This window comes from Aerococcus sp. HMSC23C02 (assembly GCF_001806805.1).
Lineage (GTDB): Bacteria > Bacillota > Bacilli > Lactobacillales > Aerococcaceae > Aerococcus > Aerococcus sanguinicola.
The window spans coordinates 55636-78441 of the sequence record NZ_KV786043.1; the positions used below are offsets into that span (position 1 = coordinate 55636).

General features: G+C 48.2%; 20 protein-coding genes. 18 read left to right on the forward strand and 2 right to left on the reverse strand.

What is annotated here, in order from left to right:
* Positions 1-71 precede the first annotated feature (71 nt).
* From HMPREF3090_RS01690 to thrB, 3 genes are read left to right on the forward strand one after another with little or no spacing between them, the layout of a single operon-like run.
* On the forward strand, positions 72-1607 hold the full coding sequence (locus HMPREF3090_RS01690) for a Mur ligase family protein (RefSeq protein WP_067975596.1): 1536 nt from the start codon (positions 72-74) through the stop codon (positions 1605-1607).
* Between the two features lie 21 nt (positions 1608-1628).
* A complete protein-coding gene (locus tag HMPREF3090_RS01695; protein ID WP_067975599.1) occupies positions 1629-2909 on the forward strand; it encodes a homoserine dehydrogenase in 1281 nt (426 codons plus the stop codon).
* Positions 2910-2921: 12 nt separating this feature from the next.
* Positions 2922-3797, forward strand: coding sequence for a homoserine kinase (thrB, locus tag HMPREF3090_RS01700; RefSeq protein WP_067975602.1), 876 nt, complete (start codon positions 2922-2924; stop codon positions 3795-3797).
* 59 nt (positions 3798-3856) lie between these two features.
* On the opposite strand, the gene HMPREF3090_RS01705 is transcribed toward thrB, so the two are convergent.
* Positions 3857-4564, reverse strand: coding sequence for a glucosamine-6-phosphate deaminase (locus HMPREF3090_RS01705; RefSeq protein WP_067975605.1), 708 nt, complete (start codon positions 4562-4564; stop codon positions 3857-3859).
* A 203-nt stretch (positions 4565-4767) separates the two neighbouring features.
* Here HMPREF3090_RS01705 and nagA point away from each other — a divergent pair, with 203 nt between their 5' ends.
* From nagA to HMPREF3090_RS01775, 14 genes are all read left to right on the forward strand, one after another.
* Positions 4768-5916: an N-acetylglucosamine-6-phosphate deacetylase gene (gene nagA / locus HMPREF3090_RS01710; RefSeq protein ID WP_067975607.1), complete on the forward strand. Its 1149-nt coding sequence runs from the start codon at positions 4768-4770 to the stop codon at positions 5914-5916.
* A gap of 28 nt (positions 5917-5944) precedes the next feature.
* Entirely contained in the window at positions 5945-7015 is a 1071-nt protein-coding gene (locus tag HMPREF3090_RS01715) for an alpha/beta fold hydrolase (protein WP_067975611.1), read from the forward strand.
* 174 nt (positions 7016-7189) lie between these two features.
* Complete coding sequence (locus HMPREF3090_RS01720; protein ID WP_256364773.1) at positions 7190-7951, forward strand: DeoR/GlpR family DNA-binding transcription regulator; 762 nt, start codon at positions 7190-7192, stop codon at positions 7949-7951.
* Positions 7948-8874: a 1-phosphofructokinase gene (gene pfkB / locus HMPREF3090_RS01725; protein WP_067975618.1), complete on the forward strand. Its 927-nt coding sequence runs from the start codon at positions 7948-7950 to the stop codon at positions 8872-8874. The genes HMPREF3090_RS01720 and pfkB overlap by 4 nt, the downstream gene beginning before the upstream one ends.
* A 22-nt stretch (positions 8875-8896) precedes the next feature.
* Positions 8897-10858, forward strand: coding sequence for a PTS fructose transporter subunit IIABC (locus tag HMPREF3090_RS01730; protein ID WP_067975621.1), 1962 nt, complete (start codon positions 8897-8899; stop codon positions 10856-10858).
* A gap of 78 nt (positions 10859-10936) precedes the next feature.
* On the forward strand, positions 10937-12664 hold the full coding sequence (gene ptsP / locus HMPREF3090_RS01735) for a phosphoenolpyruvate--protein phosphotransferase (RefSeq protein WP_067975624.1): 1728 nt from the start codon (positions 10937-10939) through the stop codon (positions 12662-12664).
* A gap of 305 nt (positions 12665-12969) precedes the next feature.
* A complete protein-coding gene (gene tgt / locus HMPREF3090_RS01740; protein WP_067975627.1) occupies positions 12970-14109 on the forward strand; it encodes a tRNA guanosine(34) transglycosylase Tgt in 1140 nt (379 codons plus the stop codon).
* A gap of 92 nt (positions 14110-14201) precedes the next feature.
* Entirely contained in the window at positions 14202-14663 is a 462-nt protein-coding gene (gene yajC / locus HMPREF3090_RS01745; RefSeq protein WP_070485780.1) for a preprotein translocase subunit YajC, read from the forward strand.
* Between the two features lie 6 nt (positions 14664-14669).
* On the forward strand, positions 14670-14966 hold the full coding sequence (locus HMPREF3090_RS01750) for a post-transcriptional regulator (RefSeq protein ID WP_067975630.1): 297 nt from the start codon (positions 14670-14672) through the stop codon (positions 14964-14966).
* Between the two features lie 187 nt (positions 14967-15153).
* Complete coding sequence (locus HMPREF3090_RS01755) at positions 15154-15810, forward strand: metal-dependent transcriptional regulator (protein WP_070485782.1); 657 nt, start codon at positions 15154-15156, stop codon at positions 15808-15810.
* A 143-nt stretch (positions 15811-15953) separates the two neighbouring features.
* Entirely contained in the window at positions 15954-17123 is a 1170-nt protein-coding gene (gene dinB, locus HMPREF3090_RS01760; RefSeq protein ID WP_067975637.1) for a DNA polymerase IV, read from the forward strand.
* Positions 17113-18435 (forward strand): DRTGG domain-containing protein, encoded by a 1323-nt coding sequence (locus tag HMPREF3090_RS01765; RefSeq protein ID WP_067975640.1) that lies wholly within the window; start codon positions 17113-17115, stop codon positions 18433-18435. Before dinB ends, HMPREF3090_RS01765 begins: the two co-directional genes overlap by 11 nt.
* 7 nt (positions 18436-18442) lie before the next feature.
* Positions 18443-19402, forward strand: coding sequence for a DHH family phosphoesterase (locus HMPREF3090_RS01770; RefSeq protein WP_067975644.1), 960 nt, complete (start codon positions 18443-18445; stop codon positions 19400-19402).
* 21 nt (positions 19403-19423) lie between these two features.
* On the forward strand, positions 19424-20776 hold the full coding sequence (locus HMPREF3090_RS01775; RefSeq protein WP_070485785.1) for a DEAD/DEAH box helicase: 1353 nt from the start codon (positions 19424-19426) through the stop codon (positions 20774-20776).
* A 378-nt stretch (positions 20777-21154) separates the two neighbouring features.
* Here the strand turns inward: HMPREF3090_RS01775 and HMPREF3090_RS01780 are convergent, their stop codons facing one another.
* On the reverse strand, positions 21155-22003 hold the full coding sequence (locus HMPREF3090_RS01780; protein ID WP_067975651.1) for a DUF1189 domain-containing protein: 849 nt from the start codon (positions 22001-22003) through the stop codon (positions 21155-21157).
* Between the two features lie 172 nt (positions 22004-22175).
* On the opposite strand from HMPREF3090_RS01780, the gene HMPREF3090_RS01785 reads away from it, so the two are divergent.
* Entirely contained in the window at positions 22176-22784 is a 609-nt protein-coding gene (locus HMPREF3090_RS01785) for a superoxide dismutase (RefSeq protein WP_067975654.1), read from the forward strand.
* Positions 22785-22806 lie beyond the last annotated feature (22 nt).

A 22806-nucleotide genomic window follows, 5' to 3' on the forward strand; every position in this document is an offset into this window, starting at 1 on the left:
CTGCTGAAACGCTGGGTCGTGTTTGGCACGGCTCTTTTTTTGAAGCGGATAAGGAAGGGTGAAGAGCGGTAGTGAATGCATTGAACTTGGATAAGCTGGCAGATAGACTAGCTGAAGCAGATGAAATTGTGGACTTGAATTGGCCGGGAGCTTTGGAAGTTAAGCAAATTAGCTATGATTCCAGAGAGGTTGAGCCGGGCTGCTTGTTCTTTTGTAAGGGGGCACACTTTGATCCGAAGTTTCTTGACCAGGCTAAGGCCAAGGGAGCGGTCGCTTATATAGCGGAAGATCATTATCCCCAAGTTGACCTTCCTTACTGCCAGGTGCGCGATGTCCGCCGGGCAATGCCCTTAGTGGCTGACGCTTTTTATGGGTCTCCCTACCAGGACTTTGACTTGATTGGGATTACGGGAACCAAGGGCAAGACGACGACCACAGCCTATCTCCATGCCATCCTCGATGCCTACCAAGAGGACCAAGGCAAGCCAGCAACAGCCTTCCTCTCCTCTAATCGTTTCGATGATGGGATTGATCGGGGCGCTTCCCAGCTAACGACGCCGGAATCCTTGCCATTGTTTAAGCACTTTGACCATGCCCGTCAGAGCCAGCGCGATTTCATGACCATGGAAGTGTCCAGCCAGGCTTTGAAGTATCGTCGGGTCGATCAAGTCCTATTTGATGTGGCAGCCTTTTTAAATATTTCAAGAGACCATATCAGCCCTAATGAACACCCTAATTTTGAGGATTATTTTGAAAGCAAGCTTAAAATTTTTGACCGGGCCAAGTGTGCCGTTCTCGTTAAAGATAGCGACCACTACGACCGTATTCTAGACCGTGCCCAAAGGAGTCCCGAAGTCGAAGAGATTATAACAGTGAGTCTCAATGATGCGAGCGCTGATTACTATGCGACAGATATCCAGGCGCAAGCGGACGGCCAGCGCTTTACCCTCCACGATCCGGAAGGGCAGGAAGAAATGACTATGAGTATGCAGGGAATCTTCAACGTGGAAAATGCCCTGGTCGCTATAGCCATTGCCCGTCATTACGGTGTTCCTTATGCCTTGATTAACCAAGCCTTGGCTCAAATTAAGGCACCAGGACGCATGGAGGTCTTTCAGTCAGCTGATGGCCAGCTGAAGGCTATCGTGGACTTTGCCCACAATCTCTTGAGTTTTGAGCAGCTTTTCCATGCTGCTAAGCAGATGTTCCCTGACCACCGCTACCGGATTGTCTTTGGGGCACCGGGAAATCGCGGGATCGGTCGGCGCGAAGACTTGCCCCAGGTTGCTGCCCAGGAGGCGGACGCCATTTACTTGACCATGGATGACCCAGGTACCGAGTCTGTTGAAACGATCTGTCAAACTCTCCACCAGCATGTCTTAGAGGCTGGTGGCCAAGCAGAGATTATATTGGACCGACCTCAAGCCATCCACCAAGCTTTTGTGGATGCAGCGGCAGACCAAGCGCCAAATGTGGTTCTTTTAGCCGGTAAGGGCGATGAATGTTTTATGAAGATTAATGGTAATAAGGAAGACTATTTAGGGGATGTGCACTATGCCCAGGCTGAATTGAAAGTCTATGACAAAGCGCAGTCAACTTCTAAGTAAGAGAAAGAGGAGGTCCGAAAGATGGATAAACTATATATTGGATTACTAGGTTTAGGGACAGTAGGGGGAGGGACGGCAGAAATTATCCTCCAACACCAGGAGAAGATGCAAGCTATCCTCGGTAAGGAAGTTGTTGTGAAGACGGCCTTGGTGAAGTCTGTGGATGAAGTCACTGGAGACTTAGCTGAACAAATTCCTCTAACAGAATCGCTGGATGACATCCTAAATGATCCTGAGATTGCAATTGTGGCAGAATTGATGGGGGGAATTGATTTCCCTAAACACTGCATTGAAGCAGCCCTTAATGCCGGCAAGCATGTGGTGACAGCGAATAAAGACTTGATCGCTGTCCATGGGGCAAGCCTCAGCCACTTAGCCCAGGAAAAAGGCCTCGATCTTTATTACGAAGCGGCGGTTGCTGGGGGAATTCCCATTCTCCGTGCCCTATCTAATTCGCTTGTGGCTGATGAATTGGTCCAAGTGCGGGGAATTCTCAATGGAACCACGAATTATATCCTCAGCCGGATGACCCAAGAGGGGGCAGACTATGCAAAGGTTTTAAAGGATGCCCAAGAACTTGGCTTCGCAGAAGCTGACCCAACAGCTGATGTCGAAGGTCTGGATGCAGGCCGTAAGGTAGTTATTCTGACTAAGATGGCTTTTGGAGCAGAGATTAGCCTAGATGACCTTCCTATTCAAGGGATTAGTCAAATTAAACAAGCTGATATCCAAGTAGCTAAGCAGCTCGGTTATATCATCAAATTATTAGGTTCGACCTCTTGCCAGGATGGCCAGGTCTATGCTGAAGTAGCGCCTACCCTTGTTCCTAATAGCCATCCTCTAGCTACGGTTAATGCAGAAATGAATGCTGTTTATACGGTTGGCCAAGCTAGTGGGGAATTGATGTTCTATGGTGCGGGGGCTGGCGCCTTACCAACAGGCTCTGCCGTCGTGGCTGATATTATTGCGATTGGTCGCAACATGAATGAAAGCACAGTTGGCGCACCTTTTGCCCGTTTTAACCGGGAAAGCACTTGGTCAAAGGCCAAGGATGTAACAGGACGGGCCTTCTTCCGCTTTAAATTGGTCAACCAAACCGGCGCTTTTGCCCGTTTGACGGAACTTTTTGCCAAGGCAAATATCAGCCTTGCCCATGTCCTTCAACTGCCTAGCGACAGTGAAGAAGCTGAGGTAGTTGTGGTGACGGATTTGATGACTATGGAAGAGAAGGCATATTTGCTTGAACTCGTAGAGGAAGCTGACCAGATGGCATGCGCTGCTTCTTATAATGTCTTAGACTAGAGGAGGCGGACGATGACACGTTTACTTGTACCTGCGACGTCAGCTAACCTGGGCCCTGGTTTTGATTCAATTGGTGTAGCGGTCAGCCTCTACTTAACCATGGATGTGTTAGAGCCAGCTGATGCTTGGTGGATTGACCATGACTTGGGCGATGACATTCCTCACGGTGAGGACAACCTGATCATCCAAACCATCCAAAAATTGGCCCCAGAAGTGCCTGCCCATAAACTCGCTATGCATTCCGATATTCCTTCAGCGCGAGGCCTAGGATCAAGTTCTAGCGCTATTATTGCAGGGATTGAATTAGCCGACCGTTTAGGACAAAAAGGCTGGTCAGAAGAAGAGAAGATTAATATGGCCAATGCGATTGAAGGGCACCCGGATAATGTGGCGCCTGCCTTGGCAGGAGGCTTAGTGATAGGGGTGGCCCTGGAAGCCGACCGGGTCTTATGGACCAAGCATACCTTCCCCCACATTGCCTTTGTGGTGACCATTCCTAATAAGCAGCTCCTGACTAGTCAGGCAAGGGCTGTCCTCCCCAAGCAATTGGACTTCGCCCAAGCTGTGAGAGCCAATGGTATCGGCAATGTCCTAGCTAGTAAGCTAGCTGTCGGCGAATTGGAAGAAGCTGGCCATCTTATGGAGATGGACCTCTTGCATGAGACCTACCGTAGCCCCTTGGTTCCTGAACTTAAGCAAGTGCGCCAAAGCTTAGACGGACAGGCTGGTGTTTATGGCACTTACTTAAGTGGCGCTGGGCCAACTATCATGACCCTGGCCCATAAGGAAAATGCTGAAGACTTAGCTGACATACTCAGCCATGATATCCAAGATGCTCAGATTCGTGTACTGGACCTCGACGAAGAGGGCGCACGCTGGCTAGATTAAATGAAAAAAGGCAGCCCGCAGAAAATTTGCGGGCTGCCTTTTTAATCGCCTATTAAGTTTTACTTTAGATATTTAGCGGCAGCTTGGTCGAGGATGAAGAGGGCATTGGGGTGGTTTTGAAGGACGCTGGCTGGCACTTCTTCAGTCACTGGCCCTTCTAATGCCGCTTGGACGATTTTGGATTTTTCTTCACCGAAGGCCATAAGGATAACTTTGTCCGCCTTCATAATGCTCGCAATCCCCATGCTCAAAGCCTGGGTGGGGACCTCGTCAATGCTATCGAAGAAGCGTTGGTTAGCTTCGATGGTCGACTGAGTGAGGTCAACTAGGCGGGTTAGACTATCGAAAGGTGATCCAGGTTCATTGAAGCCAATGTGGCCATTGTGACCGATGCCTAGGATTTGGACCTGGATGGGGTTTTGGTCAATAATGGCTTCATAGGCCTTAACTTCCGCTTGAGGGTTATCTGTACTACCGTCAGGAAGGTAGGAGGCGCGGAATGGCTTGGCAGCAAAAAGTTCTTTTTGCATGAAATAATGGTAGGATTGGGGATGGTCAGCCGGTAGACCATAGTATTCATCCAGGTTGATTGAAGTGGCCTGGCTGAAATCAAGATCAGATTCTCTAAGTAACTGGTAGAGTTTTTCTGGCGTTGAGCCGGTTGCTAAGCCAAAGACGGTCTGCGGATTAGTGCTGAGCTCTTCCTTAAAAAGCTCAAATACGGCTTGTGAGGCACTTTCTTTGTCGGCATATACTTGGTAGGGCATGTCTAAGTCCTTCTTTCTATTTTAAGCTTTAGGACTATTTTACCATGAATGCCGGTGAAAAAACTTTCATTCTTTAATTAAAAGAAATTTAGCGGACTGAAAGAGTCTTGAATTTCTAGGGGGACAGAGTAAAATAAAGGTCAGTAATAAGCTCTGCCATGTGATAAGTGATTGGGGCAGATATGAGAAAGGAATGAACAGAGATGTCAGAAATTTACAAGGCCAAGCGGGTGATCCTCAGCCAGGAAGACCTAAGTGATGCCTATGTTGAAGTAGCAGACGGCAAATTTGTTGGCATTTACACCGAACTTGAGGAGGGGCGGGATTATGTGGATCTAGGGGAAGTTACCCTGGCACCAGGCCTCTTTGACCTCCATATCCATGGCTTCTTGGGCCATGATGTAATGGACGCAGATCCCCAAGGCCTGGCAGCGATTGCGGAAGGCTTATTGTCTTGTGGGGTCACTTCTTGGTTGCCAACAACCCTGACTGCACCAACGGAAGAGCTCAACCAAGTCTGCCAGATGATTGGTGATACAGCACCTCACTTAAGTGGAGCCAAGGTCCAAGGAATTTTCCTAGAAGGTCCTTTTTTTACCGAGAAATACAAGGGCGCACAGAACCCCAATTACATGTTAGATCCAGAAATTGACCAGCTGAAAAATTGGCGGCAACTTTCCAAGGGCTTAGTTAACCGGATCGGGATTGCGCCAGAACGTGAAGGGGCAGTTGACTTTGTCAAAGCTGCCAAAGATCTGGGCGTCCATGTCGGCTTAGGCCACTCTAATGCGAGCTATGACCAGGCCAAGGCCTGCCATGAAGCGGGGGCTGACTTCTTTGTCCACACCTACAATGGTATGTCTGGTCTCCACCACCGCGAACCGGGTATGGTGGGAGCAGCGCTCAGCTTCAAGGAGGTCTATGCTGAACTCATCTGTGACGGTTACCATGTCCATCCGCGCGCTGCTCAAATTCTAGTCGACCAACGTGGGCCAAAAGAAAGCCTCCTCGTGACCGACTGCATGCGAGCAGGGGGCTTAGCAGATGGGCCTTCCAAGCTAGGTGAGTTTGAAGTCATCGTTAAAGATGGAGCTGCCCGCTTGAAGGAGGGCGGTAACTTAGCTGGTTCCATCCTAGAATTAAAGACAGCTGTCAAGCATGTGGTGGAATGGGGTTTAGCGTCGGTCTCCGAAGCTGTCCGGATGGCTTCCTATTACCCAACCAAATCGCTAGGTTTGGAAAATGTCTGTGGTCAAATTAAGCCTGGCCTGGATGCGGACTTCATTATTCTGGACGAAAACTTGGATCTTAAAGCCACCTATCTCAAAGGGGAATGCCGCTACCAAGCCTAGCCTGGCCGCCCTAAAAAGGAGCTCATTTATGATCACTTGCCTGCTTTGTCTCGTCCTCGTCTTCGCTTTTCTCTATATTTATCGAAAGGTCAACCAGCGTCTCTACCGAGCTGAACTGGCTGAGGACTTGGTATTTGACCTCGGACCCCGGGCTTACCGGCAGGCGGTCCAGGTGCGGGGGCAAGATCGGACCAAGCCCCTTATCTTATGGGTTCACGGAGGGCCAGGTCTCCCTAATCCGGCGCTTACTTATAGCTACCAGAAAGCATTGGAAGACGATTTTATTATCTGCTACTGGACCCAGGCTGGTTCAGGGCGGTCTTACTACCTTAATCCGGACCGCTATCAGGAGGGCCCCAGCTACCAGGAATTGGAAGCGAGCCTGGATGACTTAGTCGATAAACTTTGCCAGCGTTACGGTAAGGAGAGGCTGATCTTGGTCGGCCATTCTTTTGGGTCCATCTTGGGCCTAGGCTATGCCAAGGCCCATCCAGGCAAGCTCTTAGCCTATGTGGGGATCAGTCAGATTACGGACATGATTGCCGGTAATTTCCTCATCTTGGATATGGCTGAGGGGGTCATCAACCGTCTTGGTGACCGCCAGGCCCTGGCTTCCTTGACTAAGGCCAAGCGAGCTACCCGCCATGCCCTCCAGTCTCGCTATATTGAAGCAAAGAATTATCTTAAGGTGGAGCGCTTGGCCCAAGATTATCTGCGGACGATTCCCTGGAAGGCCCAAGCAAAGGTTGTTTGGCAAGTTCTCAGCTCACCTGATCTAAGCTGGGCCGACCTGCGTTGGTATGGGCTTATGGCCTGCCAAGGGACGCGCTTTACCCAGATTCAAGCTGACCTGATGGAAGAGGCCCAGCGTATGGACTTATCAGCTATCGATCGCTTGGAGGTCCCTCTGCTCCTAGTCTCAGGATCCCTGGACTGGCAAGCCCCCCTAGACCAAGTCTTTGACTTCTTTGACCAAGTCCAAGCTCCCCAGAAGGCTTTCCGTATTATCCCTGGAGCCGGCCACAGCCCTTTCCTCTCGCATAAGAAGCTCTTTAGCCAGTGCCTGAAGGATTATTTATACTATCATTTGAAAGATTGAGGCTGAAATTTTCAGCCTCTTTTTACATAATTTTCTTTTGGTTTGGCGAGATAAATGATTGATGGTGACCATAATTGACCAGTTAAGGGTATTAATATCAAAAAAAGTGATCGAATATGATCGAAAATGATTGAAACGATCCTTCGAACATGGTATTCTATTAATTGAGAGGGGGTGTTGAAAACGCTTGCGACAGAAAGAAGGCAACTCATTGTGGAGATGCTCGAGAAAGAATCCCTAGTCAAGGTAACCAGTCTGGTTGACCAACTCGGGGCTTCTGAGGCGACTATCCGCCGTGACTTATCCACTTTAGAAGATGAAGGGAAGCTAACCCGCGTTCATGGTGGCGCCAGACGGCACTATTCATTGGATAATGAGAAGTCACTCGACGAGAAATTGACCCAACATATTGAAGAGAAGGAAGCGATTGCCAAGGCAGCGGCTAACTTAGTTCAAGACAAGGATATTATTTATTTAGATGCTGGGACAACCACCCTACAGATGGTTCCCCATTTAGCGGGCCTCGATATTTTGGTGGTTACCAATGGAATTGAACAAGCCATGGCTTTGAATGCTTTAGCCATCGATACGATTATGTTGGGCGGTAATCTGAAGAAAAATACGCGGGCTGTCGTCGGTTCCCAAGCTTTTCAGCAACTTGCGAATTATCACTTTAACAAGGTCTTCATGGGGATCAATGCTATCCACCCCGATTTTGGCATGACGACTCCAGATATCGAGGAGGCTAATATTAAGCAAGAGGCGATCAGCCAAGGCGGCCAGGTGTATTTCCTCGCTGACAGCAGCAAATTGGACAAGATGTCTTTTGCCAAGGTGGCCGATGCGGACACAGGAATTGTGATAACGAGTGAGCTGAGCCCTGAGCTCAAGCAACAATGCAGCGAACAAATTAATTTAAGAGAGGTGAAGGGATGATTTATACAATTACTTTTAATCCGGCCGTCGACATGGTCTACCAGCTCGATCAATTAGTTGAAGGCGGATTGAATCGCTCAGCTGAAGAAAGTTATGTCGCTGGGGGTAAAGGGGTTAATGCGTCCATTCTTTTACGACGTTTAGGCCACGAGAACCGAGCAACGGGCTTTCTAGGCGGCTTTACCGGTCAGTTCATTAAAGACGAACTCCAGGCTGAAGGAATCGACCCCTACTTTATCGAGGTCGATGGCTTTACCCGGATTAATGCGAAGATCAATACCCGTCAAGCAACGGCAACAGAGGTTAACGGCGAAGGCCCTCAAATTCCACAAGCAAAACGCGCGGAACTTGCAGCCTTCTTCCAACAAGAACTCCAGGCCGGTGATGTGGTCTTCTTAATGGGCAACAAGGCACCTGGGATGACAGCCGATGACTTTAAGCAAATTGCCGATATTTGCTTGGACAAGGGCGCCCGTTTTGTCTTAGATACTAACCGCGATCTCTTGCGTGCCTGCCTCGCTTCTAAGCCATTCATTATTAAGCCGAATAATGAAGAGTTGAGTGAAATTTTCAATGTCAAGATTGAAAGTGTTGAAGACATCATCTACTATGCTAAGAAGCTTCAAGAGGAAGGCGCAGAGAATGTGCTGGTTTCCTTAGGGGCTAAGGGTGCCCTCCTGGTAGCAGCTAATGGGGAAGTTTACCAGTCTGACGTACCGAATGGTCAAGTGGTCAACCCAACTGGTGCCGGGGATTCCATGCTGGCTGGCTTTATGGCCAAGTATCTGGAAACAGAAGACTATGCCCAAAGCTTGCAACAAGGTGCGGCCTCTGGATCTGCCACCACTTATTCCGCAGGGATTGCAACAGCCGACAAAGTTTATGCACTTTACCAAGAAATTAATGTCAAAGAAATTAAATAGAAGCATTTGAGGGGAGTTATTTATGGCATTAGCAGATTTATTTATCCAAGACGCAATGGACTTGGACTTACAGACAACAACGAAGACCGACACGCTCAAGCACCTGGCAGAAAAATTTGCCCAAGCTGGCGGCGTGACCAATGTCGATGAGTATGTGGCGAAATTAGAGGCCCGCGAAGAAATGTCAACCACTGGGGTGGGCGATGAGATCGCGATTCCGCATGCCCAACATCCTTCCATTAAGCAAGCAGCGGTTATCTTTGGCCGCAGCAAGGAAGGGATCGAATGGGAATCTATGGACGGGCAACCGGCTAAATTAATCTTCATGATTGCAGCACCTGAAGGCGAAGGCAATGAACACTTACAAGCCCTCTCTAAATTATCTGGTGTCTTGATGAAACCGGAAGCCAAGGCAGCCTTACTTGAAGCTGAAACGACTACCGATGTGGTTGCTATCATGGACCAATTTGATCCGGATAAGGAAGAAGAGGCTGAAGAAGAAGAGGAAGTGGAAGCAGCACCAGCTGTTGCTGACGATGATGTTTACATCTTAGCTGTCACCGCCTGCCCAACCGGGATTGCCCACACCTATATGGCTGAAGAAAAGCTCAAACAAGCGGCTGAAAAAGCTGGCTACAAGATCAAAGTTGAAACCAATGGCCAGGGTGGGGTCAACCACCGCTTGACCAAGGCGGATATCGATGCAGCCACAGCTATTATTGTAGCTGCTGACCGTAAAGTAGAAATTAATCGCTTCGATGGTAAACCTGTCATCTTCCGTAAGGTAGCGGATGGGATTAACATGGCAGATGAATTGATTCGTCAAGCAGCAGAAGGGGAAGCGAAGACCTTCCATGCTAGTGAATCCGCCCATGAGGAAGAGGAAGATTCAAGTAATGAATCACTGGGCCGTCAAATCTACAAACACTTGATGAATGGGGTTTCCCACATGTTGCCATTTGTCGTGGCAGGGGGGATGTTAATTGCTATTTCCTTCTTCTGGGGCATTAATTCCGCTAACCCAGCAGACCCAAGCTTTAATGAGATTGCCCACTTCTTAAATACCCTAGGTAGTTTAGCCTTTGCCATGATGCTTCCAGTCTTGGCTGGTTTTATCGGGCAATCCATCGCTGATACGCCAGGTTTAGTTGTAGGGGCTATGGGGGGCGTCTTTGCCAATCCAGGAATCTTGACTGCCTTTAACCAAGAAGGCTACTTCGCCAATGCAGCGCCATCTGGCTTCTTGGGTGCTTTAGTTGCCGGTTTCTTAGCTGGTGGAATTATTTGGCTCTTGAAGAAAGCCTTTGCTTGGTTGCCTAAGTCCTTGGAAGGGATGAAACCAATCTTCATCTACCCACTCTTCGGTGTCCTGCTCATGGGCTTAGCTATGTTCTTTGTTGTCAATACCCCAATGGGCATGATCATGGATGCCTTAACCAATGGCCTGGCTTCCATTCCTAGTGAACTCGGCGTCGTTCTCGGCTTCATCGTCGGTGCCATGATGTCTATTGACATGGGTGGTCCTTTAAACAAGGCAGCCTATGTGACTGGTACAGCTTTAGTTACCCAAGCCAACGGGGCAGGTTCAGATGTTATGGCTGCTGTTATGGTCGGTGGGATGGTACCACCAATGGCCATCGCCATCTCTGCTACCCTAAACCGTAACTTATGGCCAGAAGCCCAACGCAACTCTGCTATGGTTAACTATGTGATGGGGGCAGCCTTCATTACCGAAGGGGCCATTCCTTTTGCAGCCTCTAATCCAGTCCGCGTAATTCCTTCACTAGCTATTGGTGCTGGTGTGGCTGGTGCCTTGAGCATGTTCTTTGGCTGTGTCAGCTATGTGCCACACGGTGGGATCTTTGCCGTATTAACCAATGGGGTAACCCACCCTGTTCAATATGTGATTGCTTGGTTGGTTGGTTCTGTAGTGGGAGCTCTACTCTTAAACTTCTTCCTCAAACGCGACCAAAAAGCTAAGTAATTCCTATAGGTTTTTAAGCAAATCTATAGTACAATAAGTATGTAAACGCATTAACAAGCTTTTAACTAAGGAGGACCTATGACCTTACAATTAACAGGTATTGCAGCAAGTGATGGGATCGCAATTGCTAAGGCCTATTCACTGGCTGAACCAGACCTAAGTTTTGAAGAAAAAACGATTGAAGATGCCAAAGCTGAACAAGCGCGCTTTGAAGAGGCTCGTTTAGAGGCTCGTCAAGAGATTGAAAAAGTTTACGAATCAGCTCTGGAAAATGTTGGCCCTGAGGCAGCAGCTGTTTTTGATGCTCACTTACAGATGATCGATGACCCTGAATTTAACGGTCAGATCACAGCTAAGATTGAAAGCGACAAAGTTAACGCTGAAGCAGCTCTACGCCAAGTGGCAGATTTCTTTATCCAAACTTTTGAAGCAATGGTGGATAACGCCTATATGCAAGAACGGGCAGCTGACGTGCGTGATGTTTCTAACCGGATCCTAGCTAAGTTATTAGGGGTGAACATCCCCAATGCAGCGACGATCGATGAAGAAGCCATTGTGATCGCCCGCGACTTAACTCCAAGTGATACGGCCCAATTGAACAAGCAATACGTGCTCGGTTTTGCGACCGATATTGGGGGCCGGACTTCTCACTCCGCGATTATGGCCCGCTCTTTAGAAATTCCTGCTGTCGTAGGGACGGCTAAGATTTCCCAATCCGTAAATGATGGCGATATCGTTGTCATTGACGGTTTAGACGGGGAAGTTATTGTTAACCCGACTGAAGAAGAGCTTGCCACTTACCGTGAAAAGGCGGCTGCTTTTGAAGAAAAACGCAAGCAATGGGCACTCCTAAAAGATGCTGAAACCGTAACGAAAGACGGTCAACATTTTGAACTCTGCGCTAATATTGGGACCCCTAAGGATGTGGACGGGGCCCTCAATAATGGGGCAGAAGGGATCGGCCTCTACCGGACAGAATTCCTCTATATGGATTCTGATGAGATGCCAACAGAAGAAGCCCAGTATGAATCCTACAAGAAAGTCCTGGAAGCTATGGGCGACAAGGCGGTTGTGATCCGGACTATGGATATCGGTGGCGATAAGGAATTGCCTTACATGGACCTGCCTGAAGAGATGAACCCCTTCTTGGGCTACCGGGCCATTCGGATTGCCCTCGACCAAAAGGACCTCTTCCGCACCCAACTTCGGGCCTTGCTCCGTGCTTCAGCACACGGCCACTTGAAGATCATGTTCCCAATGATTGCTAGCCTGCAAGAGTTCCGTGAAGCTAAATCCTTCCTAGAAGAAGTGCGCCAAGAACTTGAAGGGGAAGGCCATGAAGTGGCTTCAGATATTGAAGTCGGTATCATGATTGAAATTCCTGCAGCAGCTGTGCTTGCTGATCAGTTCGCTAAGGAAGTCGACTTCTTCTCTATCGGGACCAATGACTTGATCCAATACACTATGGCAGCAGACCGGATGAATGAGCATGTGTCTTATCTCTACCAACCCTACAACCCATCTGTCCTTCGTCTGATTAAGCATGTGATTGATTCATCACATAAAGAAGGTAAATGGACCGGGATGTGTGGGGAAATGGCTGGCGACCAAATCGCTGCCCCATTGCTCGTTGGTATGGGCTTGGATGAATTCTCCATGTCTGCTTCAAGCATCCTGAGAACCAAGGCCTTGATGGCGGAATTAGATACTAAGGAAATGGCAGCTTTAGCTGATAAAGCCTTAAATGAAGCTACAACAGCAGATGAAGTTGTGGCTCTGGTCAAGCAAGCCGTTAAAATTGATTAAGTAGCGCCAAAGCGCGAAGAGAGTGTGACAAAAGTCGATCAGGCCTGAACCACTGGAACGAACTATGGGAAATCGTTGTTAAACGATTGGACATAGGTCGTGAAGTGGATGTCATGACTGACTTTTGGAACACGTTTTTGAAAAATGTTCGCTTTTTAAAAAGAGGCCGGAACTTTTGTCCCAGTCTCTTTTTTCTTATACATATTGTTCCAAGCTTGCAGCTAGGGCTTGGAATGTGGTAGGATTAAATGATGATTGAAGCAATGAATGCTAGGCTTTAGCTTTGATAGAAAGGATGCCAGTCCATGCCAGCTTTGGAATATCGATTAATCAAAAAAGAAAAACACACGGGGGCCCGTTTGGGGGAAATTAAGACTCCTCATGGCGTTATTGAAACGCCTATCTTTATGCCAGTAGGTACTTTGGCCACCGTGAAGAGCTTGTCACCGGAAGAATTAAAGGCCATGAATGCTCAGATTATTCTCTCCAATACCTACCATCTCTGGTTAAGACCAGGTGATGATATTGTTAAGGAGGCAGGTGGCCTCCATCAATTTATGAATTGGGACCGGCCAATTTTAACGGATTCCGGTGGCTTCCAAGTTTTTTCTTTGAGCGACAGTCGGAAATTGACCGAAGAAGGGGCCCACTTTAAGAGCCACTTGGATGGACGTAAGCTCTTCTTGAGCCCTGAAAAAGCGATTGAAATCGAAAATAATTTGGGCGCAGACATTATCATGTCCTTGGATGAGTGTCCAGACTTTAACCATGACTATGACTATGTTAAGCACAGCATTGACCGGACGACGCGCTGGGCTGAACGGGGGCTCAAGGCCCATCAGAGACCAGATGACCAGGCTCTCTTTGGGATTCTCCAGGGAGCAGGTTATAAGGACCTGCGCCTCCAGCACGCTAAGGATATGATCAGTCTGGACTTCCCAGGTTATTCTATTGGTGGCTTATCGGTTGGGGAATCCAAGGACGAGATGTACCAAGTCCTCGATTATCTGACCCCCGTCATGCCTGAACACAAACCCCGTTACCTGATGGGGGTAGGGAGCCCAGATGCCTTAATTGAAGGTGTTATTCGTGGGGTCGATATGTTTGACTGCGTCTTGGCGACGCGGATTGCGCGGAATGGGACCTGCATGACTAGCCAAGGGCGTTTGGTGGTTAAGAATGCCCCTTATCAGAGGGACTTTAACCCCATCGATCCAAACTGTTCTTGCTATACCTGCCAGAACTTTAGCCGGGCCTATGTCCGCCACCTCTTTAAGGCGGATGAGACATTCGGTCTGCGCCTAACTTCTATCCATAACCTCCACTTCCTCTTAGATCTCATGGCCCAGGTCCGCCAAGCAATCCGTGATGACAATCTTTTAGATTTTAAGGAAGAATTCTTCGAAGCATACGGCCTAAATACTAAAAATCCTAAAAACTTTTAGGAATTAAAGGGCTAATTAGCCTCTTAGGAGACGAGCTATGTTAGAATAGACGTATTAACGGTATTTACTTTTGAAAGGAGCGACTAATTAGAATGAATTCATACTATATTGCAGCATCTGGCGGAGGCTTAATGAGTCTCTTGTTATACTTTATTGTTTTTGGTGGGATTATGTACTTTTTAATGATCCGTCCACAGAAAAAACGCCAAGAGCAGCATAAGGACATGTTATCCTCTATGGGCGTCGGTGACCATGCGGTAACGATCGGCGGCCTTCATGGTGTCATCTATGAGATCGATGAAGTGAAGAACACCATTACCTTAGATTGTGAAGGGGTCCTGCTCGTATTCGAACGTTCAGCGATTGCTCGGACACAGAAGGCGGATCCAGCAGGGACTGAAGCGGCTAATGCAGCTATTTCTAATGCTGCTGAGGCTCAAGCTGCTGAAGAAGCAGAAGAAGAAACAGTCCAAACTCAGGAAGCCGACCAAGTAGAAGAAAAGGATGGACTTGAAGTGCGCGAAGGTCAAGCGGATCCTCAAGACGAGGAATAGGGAAACATGCCACTAGCGGAAGCGATCGCACTTAGTGACTGGGAACGCTTCTGGCTGAAAGCAGCCTTTGAGCGTAAGGCCAAGCAATTTCAAGAAGAAGGCTATCCAGAGATTAGGAGTCAGGATATTGAAGCCTACTTTACGACTTATGCCTGGAAGAAGGAGAAACCCAAACGTATTCGTCAGAAACGCCAAGCTGTGAACGCGCTCACAGCCAATGACTACTTCGATTACGCCTATCTGGAAGCGTCCACACTGTCGGTTCCTAAGCTTGATGATATGGATATCTCTAATCTTTTATAGTCGGAAACAGGATGCCAGAAGGAAGCTTTTGCCAGCTGGTTATCCTGTTTTTTTCTTGGTTAAATTTCAAGACGGAGGAAATTTCTATCATTCTGAAAATTATTAATTTCATGTATAATAGAGGTTAGATAATTTATGGGCTTGGCCAAGTTGAACCAGATCAAATGAGGGAGTGAATGAAGGTCTTATGTCTAGAAGTAAAGATGATTACATGAAAGCAATCTACCAATTGAAGGGTGATGAGCGTAATATCTCCAATAAGGAAATTAGTCAAGCGCTCCATGTCTCAGCTGCTTCCGTCACTGAGATGTTGAACAAGCTGCAGGCTGAAGGCTATCTTGTCTATGTTCCCTACCAGGGCGTTCGTTTAACGGAGGAAGGAAGCTATTTTGCCTCGCAGATTATTCGCCGCCACCGGCTCTGGGAAGTTTTCTTACACGATGAATTGCGTTACCCTTGGGATGAAGTCCACCCCGAAGCCGAAGTCTTAGAGCACTATGTTTCGGATGACTTCATCAACCGCTTAGAGGCCTATCTGGGTTATCCAAAGTACTGTCCTCATGGTGGTGCGATTCCTGACCAAGCAGGGCATTCAGAACACGAAGCCATGGAGGCCTTGGCAAATATTCACTTAGGGACTTCCTTTATCGTGCGCCGGGTGGTAGATGATGACCAGCTCCTGGCCTATTTGGATGAACATGGCCTGCGCATGAATAAAGCTTATGAACTCGTTGACCGGGAAGCCTATAGTAATGACCTGGTCCTGAAAGATTTAGACCAAGGCCAGAGCTTACGTTTAAATGCTGGCGCGAGTCAAAATATATTTGTGGAAGTCAGCGTGTGATAAAAATCGCTTAGGCCTGAACCATTGGAGCCTACTATGGAACTGGATGTCAGGACTGCTTTTTGGAACAGCTTTTTGCTAAAAAGTTCCTTAGTCAAAAAAGAGGCCGAAGTTTTTAAGTCTAGGGAGAATGGAGGGCTAGTATGCGGACGATTGGGATTCTAGAATTTGAGGAACCCAAAATTGAAGCCAAAAGAAAAATTTTACACGTCGACATGGATGCCTTCTATGCTTCCATCGAGCAGCGGGATGAACCCAGCTACCGCGGTAAGCCCTTAGTGATTGCCCGCCATCCCAAAGAGAATAGCGGTAAGGGAGTGGTCGCAACAGCCAGCTATGAAGCACGTAAATTTGGCATTCATTCGGCCATGAGTGCGGCAGAAGCCTACCGACTATGTCCTCAGGCGATTTTTGTTCCTGCCCGTCATGCTTATTACCGGGAGGTTTCAGCCCAAGTCCGGGAAATCTTTGCCCGCTATACGGATTTAATTGAGCCCTTGTCCATTGACGAGGCCTTCCTAGATGTGACGGAGAATAAGCTCAACCAGCCCTATGCTATGTATTTGGCCCGTGATATCCAAGAAAGTATCTACCAGGAGCTCCGATTGACAGCCAGTATCGGTGTTTCTTATAACAAGTTCTTAGCTAAACTCGCTTCAGATTATCGGAAGCCGGGGGGGATGACGGTAATTACGCCCAAGCGAGCGCTGGCCTTTTTGGACCAGCTGCCCGTCGATGACTTCTATGGCATCGGCAAGAAGTCAGCTGAGCGTCTCCATGAGCGAGGGGTTCATAAGGGAAGCGATTTGCGGGCCTTGAGTCAGGAAGAATGCCTGGAAATTTTTGGGAAGCTTGGCTTGCGGATCTACGAACGGGTCCGGGGCGTTGACGACCGGCCAGTCCGGGTCAAGCGCCAACGCAAGTCAATTAGTAAGGAAACCACACTCTATCCCTTCCTCTATCATGAAGATGAGGTTCGCCAGCAGCTCCAGCGACTAGCAGCTGAGGTCAGTCAATCGGCAGAAGATAAAGGGCTCCACGGCCAGGTGGTCACCCTCAAATTCCGTTACCCAGACTTTGCTACTATGACCAGGCAGCGGTCTTTGCAGACGCCTATCTATGATGCGGAGGAGATCGCCTTCCACGCCGAAGATTTATGGGAGGAATTTGGCCAAGTTGACCAGGGCATCCGCCTCTTGGGGGTCGGTTTGTCTGAACTTACTGCTCAAGATTTTGAAAATCTGAGCCTGCCCCTTAAGCCGCCAACTCCAGACTATCAAGCAGAAACAAAGGAGAAGAAAGATGACGACTAAGCATGAGCAAATATTGAATTATATCCGCGATTTACCAATTGATACGAAGATTTCCGTGCGGCGTATTGCTCGTGATTTGAAGGTATCCGATGGTACCGCCTATCGGGCCATCAAAGAGGCCGAAAATCAAAATCTCGTCCGGACTGTCGAACGGGTTGGTACGGTTCGGATTGAACCCTATGATTACGACCAAACCAAGCGCTTGACCATCCGTGAAATTGTCCGCTTAACTGATTGTACCGTCCATGGGGGCGAGCGGGGACTGGATGGCGAAATCACCAAATTCATTATTGGTGCCATGCAAGAGGAAGCCGTGATGACCTATCTGAGACCTGAAGCCCTGATGATTGTTGGGGACCGGGAAGATATCCAACGAGTGGCCCTAGAGCACGGAATGGCCGTCCTGATTACCGGGGGCTTCCAACCCTCCCAAGCCAATATCGACCTGGCCAACCAGAAGCAGATCCCTATCATGAGTGTGGCTTTTGACACCTATTCCACAGCGACAGTCATTAATAAGGCCATGATTGAGCGGGCTATCCAGCAAGATATTGTCTTAGTTGAAGACATCTTTATTCCTTTTGAGAAGACCTTTTATCTTTTTACCGATAGCCATGTGGTTGACTATCGTAAGCTCAATGAGAAAACCCGCCACAGTCGTTTTCCAGTGGTTAATAAGAATTATGAATTGCAGGGGATTGTAACAGCTAAGGACTTGCTCGGGAAGGAAGACCGGGAAGTTATTGAATCTTGTATGACCGCTGACCCCTTGGTGGCCAAGCTCTCTATGAGTGTGGTCAGTGTGACCCATATGATGGTCTGGGACGGCTTGGAACTCCTACCTGTAGTGGACGACAATAACCATCTTCTGGGTATCGTTTCCCGCCAGGATGTTTTACGGACCTTGGAATATAAGCAGCACCATGTCAACCGCAATAGCCGGCTCGAATCCATGCTTGAAGAGAAGCTTGAGTGTCTCGATGACAGCCTCGATAGTCCCCGCTACCGGATGCTTTCAGATGCGACCATGTCTAACCAATTAGGCACCCTTTCAACAGGACTCTTGCTTGGGGTGATCCAATTAGTCGTTGAAAAATACTTTGCTGATGTTGTCCAAAAGACCGCCATCATTGAAAGTGTCCACTTCCTCAATTTGCGCTTAGTGCAATTGAATAGTACACTGGAAATCCATCCCCGCGTCCTGACCTTGGGCCGACGCCATGCTTATGTTGAAGTCCATGTCTATCATGGGCAACAATTGATGGCCAAGGCCACTCTGACCATGCAAATTCCCTTGGATATGAAGGAGTAGATCATTTATGGAAGAAATTTTACAAGCCATTGCTGCTTACGATACGGTGATTATCCACCGCCACCAGCGCCCCGACCCTGATGCTTTAGGCTCCCAGCTCGGCTTAAAGGCTGTCTTGGAAGCGACTTATCCTGACAAAAAAATCTATGCAGTTGGGCAAACGGAGCCTTCCTTAGCTCAATTTGCGGCTATGGACCAGGTGGATGATGAGACCTTTAATCAGGCCCTAGTGATTGTTAATGACACAGCCAATACGGCTCGTATCGATGATGACCGCTATAGCTCTGGCGAACGCTTGGTCAAAGTTGACCACCATCCCAATAATGAACCCTATGGTGATCTCTCTTATGTGGATACCACAGCGAGCTCTTGCTCAGAAATATGGGCGCGGACGGTCTTAGACCCACAAAATGCTTTAAAAATGACGGCTCGAGCTGCTCAGAATTTCTTCTTAGGGATCGTAGGAGATACCGGACGTTTCCTCTTCGACAACACAAGTCCTGAAACCTTAGCTATAGCAGGTAAACTTTTGGCCTTTGACTTCCCGGCCAGTCAATTGATGCAGGCCTCCATGGAGATTACGCCTGGTCAAGCCCGGCTCCAAGCCTATGTCCTCGACCATACACAAAGAAGTCAAGATGGTCTCGTTGTCAGTGTCAGCCTGAGCCAGGCCACTCTTAGCGAACTTGGTTTAAGCGAAGCGGAGAGCCACAGCATTGTGCAAATGCCTGGACAAATCAAAGGCGTTCTGGCCTGGGTGGTTTTCGTCGAACAAGCTGATGGCACTTACCGCTGCCGGATTCGCTCGAAGGGTCCGACCATTAATACGGTAGCCCAGGCCTTTGATGGTGGCGGCCATCCCAAAGCCAGTGGGGCGAGCATCCCTTCAGCTGCAGATCAGGATAAAGTCGTCCAAGCCCTCCATGATGCTGCCCAGACTTACCAGGACCAGCTAGGCCAAGCTTAGCCCGAGTGAAAGGAGTCCATAATGACATTTTCAGACTATAATTTTGCGCCTTATATTGAAGAAGCCATCCAAGACTTAGGCTTCCATGAAGCTACCCCGATTCAAGAAGAGGTCATCCCCCTGATCCAAGCAGACAAGAGCTTGGTGGCACAGAGCCAGACGGGATCGGGAAAGTCCCATGCCTTCCTACTGCCTCTTTTCGATAAGCTTGAAGACCGGGACCGGACCCAGTTAGTGATTACGGCGCCGTCTCGCGAATTAGGCGAGCAGCTCTATAAGAATGCCAGTCAAATCAGCCAATTTGCCCCCTTTGATTTGCGGATAGAGCGGGCCTTCGGGGGGACAGATACCAAGCGTCAGGCTGAACGCCTAACCCACCGCGCCCCCCATGTGATTGTGGGGACGCCCGGAAGAATTTTAGATTTGGTTCAACAGCAACTAGTCAACCTCCATCATTGCCAGCACTTTGTTGTGGATGAAGCGGATATGACTCTGGATATGGGCTTTCTAGAAACCGTTGACCAAATTGCTAGCCGGATGCCTGAAGACTTGCATATGTATGTCTTCTCGGCCACTATTCCAGAGAAGCTCCATCCTTTTCTAAGAAAGTATATGGCTGCTCCGGAATGGGTGACGATTGCGAATGAAGGATTGATCTCACCAACCATCCGTAACATCCTCCTCCCAGTCCGTGGGCGCAAGCGCGAAGACTTGCTCTATGAGGCCTTGACGGTAGGCCAACCCTATTTAGCTCTGGTCTTCGCCAATACGATTGACAAGGTTGACCAGGTCTATGAGGCCTTGCGCCAACGTGGGCTGTCGGTGGCTAAGATCCACGGCGATATGTCTGCCCGCGACCGCCGCCGTGTCATGCGGCAAATCCAGCAATTAGACTTCCAATACGTGGTAGCTACGGACCTAGCTGCTCGGGGGATTGATATCGATGGAGTTTCCCATGTTATTAATTATGAAATCCCTCATGAATTGGAATTCTTCATCCACCGGGTAGGTCGGACCGGCCGGCAAGGCTTGCCTGGCACCGCAATCACCTTCTACGAACCCGACCAACAGCCTGCAGTTGAATGGTTGGAGAAGAAGGGTATCCAATTTGAAGTGATGGACTTGAAGAACGGCGAGTGGCGAGATGTTAGTCACCATGACCAAAGACGCCAACGCAAGGAACACCACCAAGAAGAAACGGACCATACAGTGAAGGGCATGATTGCCAAAAACAAACGAAAGAAAGTCAAACCAGGTTACAAGAAGAAATTGGACCGGCAAATTAAGAAGCATAAGTCTACCAAGGCTAGGGAGAAACGCCGCCAACAACTCCGGGCCCAACGCAAGGCCAATAAGGACCGCAATTCTTTTTAATCTAGTCTAATCCATAAAAAACGCCCTTCAGTTCATACTGAGAAGGCTGTAAGCCTTCGACGTCCTTTTGCGAAGAGGAGCCCTTTCTGCATCCTCGAACCCGACTACTAAAGGTGTGAGACTTGGCGCTTAGGCTTGGATGATTGGGGCAAGTCAGAATAAGAGCGAAGCATTCGCTCGTTTCTGACTTGTGAAATCACTCCAAGCCTGACAAGTCGAACCCGACTAGAAGGGTGCGAAGGCTAGCGGGAGAAAGGGGCTTCTGTACTAAAAGGACAGAGAAGAGAGTGAACAAAACTCGCAAAGTTTAGTGGTCTAATCGGCTAAAACAAAAAATCCTAAAGGCGCTCTAGAAGGAGCTAGCCTTTAGGATTTTTCTTATTTATTCTTATCGTCAAAATATTTTTCAATTTCTTTAATTTTTGCTTTGAGCTCATCTTCGCTTAATTTTACCACATGGGTTCTCAAAGTCATAATCCAGAAACGGAAGAGGGCTAGAAGGATGATGAGCTCCGATTGGAAGGGGACCATCAGGCCTAAGAGATTAAGCAAGCTGAAGACTACCAGGGACTGGGTCATGCTGAAGAGTCCGAGGTTAAATCGATCTGCAAAGTTTAAATGGAGGGGCCTTCCTAATTTCAGGATCTGTGCGATCAGACTGATCATTAGGGCTAGGAAGGCGACATAGAAGAATGAAGAAATATATAAGCTGGCAAATAGGAGAACCATGGTGAGGCCAGTAACCTGGGTCAGTTGGCGGATGAGCGCTTGGCTATTGGCTTGGTTTAAGTCCTTGCCCTGTCCAGCAAGGTCCTGGTAGGGAAGCTGGTAGTTTTGGTTGAGGGCAGCAATCGTGACCTGATCTTTTTGGGCATGAATAACCAGTTTGGGTTTCTTCTCAATGTTTTGCATTTCTTGGTCAGAAATCTGGTTTTTAGGGTCATAGGCGAAGGTGATGAGGTCCGTCTTATTGACGAAACCATCCGATTCCGACTGACTAATCTCGCCATCCTTTACCTGGAAGGCCGGAATAGACTGGGCTACCTGCTCGCCATTGTCTTCGATCAGTTCAAGAACGGGGAAAATATTGGCGAAGAGGGCTGCTGCGCTGACCAGGGTCAGGAGGGCTAAGTAGGCGATTTTCTTGCCTAGTTTCATAGTTAGAGCTGGGATGGTGCGCTCAATTTTAAAGATACTGTAGATAAATAATTTCCAAGTTGCTATCATAGGATGCCTCTTTCTAGCTTCTGTACTTCTTATTAAGTATAGCAAAATCCTAGCCAGACGACCAAAAAACTTAGTTCCTTAACTGAAATTTAAAAGCCTTGAGCGGATATTTTGAATCTCGGGCTAAGACTTGTTACACTTTAAGAAGAATAGAAAAAGGAGGAAGTTAAATATGCCATTTGAGTTACCAGAATTACCTTATGCTTATGATGCTTTAGAACCTTACATTGATGAAGAAACAATGAAATTGCACCATGACAAACACCACAACACTTATGTGACCAATGCCAACAAAGCTTTGGAAGGTCATGATGAATTTGCCGACAAGTCTGCTAAAGAAATTTTAGCCAATATCGACCAAGTGCCAGAAGACATTCGTCAAGCTGTCATCAATAATGTAGGTGGCCACGACAACCACAGTGAATTTTGGAAGATGCTTGCTCCTAATGCTGGTGGTGAAGCGACTGGCGAAATCAAAGAAGCTATTGACAAGACTTTCGGTTCTTTCGACAAGTTCAAGGAAGAATTTGCCAGTGCAGCTAGCGGTCGCTTTGGTTCAGGTTGGGCTTGGCTCGTTGTTGAAAACGGTGAATTGAAGATCGTTTCAACCCCTAACCAAGATTCACCTGTTATGAATGGTCAAGCGCCTGTTTTAGGTTTGGATGTTTGGGAACATGCTTACTATCTCAAATACCGCAATGTACGTGCTGACTATATCGATGCATTCTGGCATCTTGTGAATTGGGACTACGTTAACGAATTATATGCAGCTGCTAAATAGTTCATTCTTTATTGAGAAGCTA